General features: G+C 28.4%; 1 protein-coding gene and 1 rRNA gene. Both read right to left on the minus strand.

Annotated features, from left to right (window positions below):
- A partial coding sequence (locus tag IC214_RS01595) for a cell wall-binding repeat-containing protein (protein ID WP_227845145.1) occupies positions 1 to 937 on the minus strand: 937 nt, incomplete at its 3' end.
- 267 nt (positions 938 to 1,204) lie between these two features.
- Positions 1,205 to 1,321: ribosomal RNA gene (gene rrf / locus IC214_RS01600) — 5S ribosomal RNA — on the minus strand.

Consider the following 1,321-nt stretch of genomic DNA (forward strand, 5'->3'; position numbering starts at 1 on the left):
TTGCTGCAATAGTAAGTGCATCTACTTCTCCACCATTTGCATTTGTTATATATACTTTATCTACATCATGATTTTTATCTATTTCTTTTGCTATCAATAAAGATGTCTCATATCTATTAGAACCATTCAAACGTGTTTGACTAGCACTTACAGTTGATTTTATTTGATTAGCAGTAGTTTTAGAAATAGAATTATCATCTCCAATTATAATTATATCTTTAGGATTTAGACGCTTTAATTCTGCTTTTACACTGGCTGGTACACTGTTTTTTTCAACTAAAAGTATTGGTGCATTATATGTAGTAGCTAATGGAGTTGATATAATACCGTCGATGCTTACATCTCCACTTATTATAATTACTTTATCTGAACCATTTTTCCAGCCTTCTTTACTTATCTTAACTGCTGTTTCATATCTATCACTTCCTGTAAGTTCTGTTATAGGAGCAGAAGTTTTTCTCATATATTTACTTACATCTTTTCTTGAAGTTATGTCTTCAATTATACATTCCTGTGTTACATCATAATCTTTTAAATTTAATCCCATAGCTTCTAATTCTTGTTTATCTAAAGTCTTAGGATTAGTTGTGCTATTTATTGTTATACCCTGTAATTCCCATACATTTAAATATTCTGGGTCTTTATTGTAGTTGATTGTTCCTTCATATAATCCAGTTGATTGATTGTAGTTCAGAGTTGTATCTAGTGGCATGTCATAACATTTATATTTTAAAGTAATGCTATCAGCATCTGGCTTTTCTTTAAACTTCACACTTACTTTTGATGTACTTCCTAAAACTATACTTTTTTTCTCCAAATTTATATTTAAGTTAGCATTATTTTCCATAGCATTAGACTCAGTAGCAAATGCCATTGTAGGTGCAACAATTGCCATTGAAAGAATTCCTGTTGTTATCAATCTTGCATTTTTTTTCATATTAATCTCCTTATTTAACACAAATTTCTATTTTATTTATTTTTTATCCTACTTACTGTTAAAATTACTTTTAAAACATATGTCAAAGTGTATCTCCCAAAAATTTTAAAGAAAGTTATAAAAATAAACTTACAAAAAAACAAAAAAAATTAAATATTTAAATATTTAATTATATTCACTATATCATTTATTGCCAAAAAAATCTATAAAAGACAAATAAAAACATATAATAATTAGATTTTTATAAAATTTTATGCAAAAAAAATTACGTGGCTACGTCCTACTCTCCCAGGCAGTTTCCCACCAAGTACCATCAGCGCTAGAGAGCTTAACTTCTGTGTTCGGAATGGGAACAGGTGTATCCTCTCTGCTATTGTAACCACA

It is taken from the genome of Clostridioides sp. ES-S-0190-01, from assembly GCF_020658275.1.
Lineage (GTDB): Bacteria > Bacillota > Clostridia > Peptostreptococcales > Peptostreptococcaceae > Clostridioides.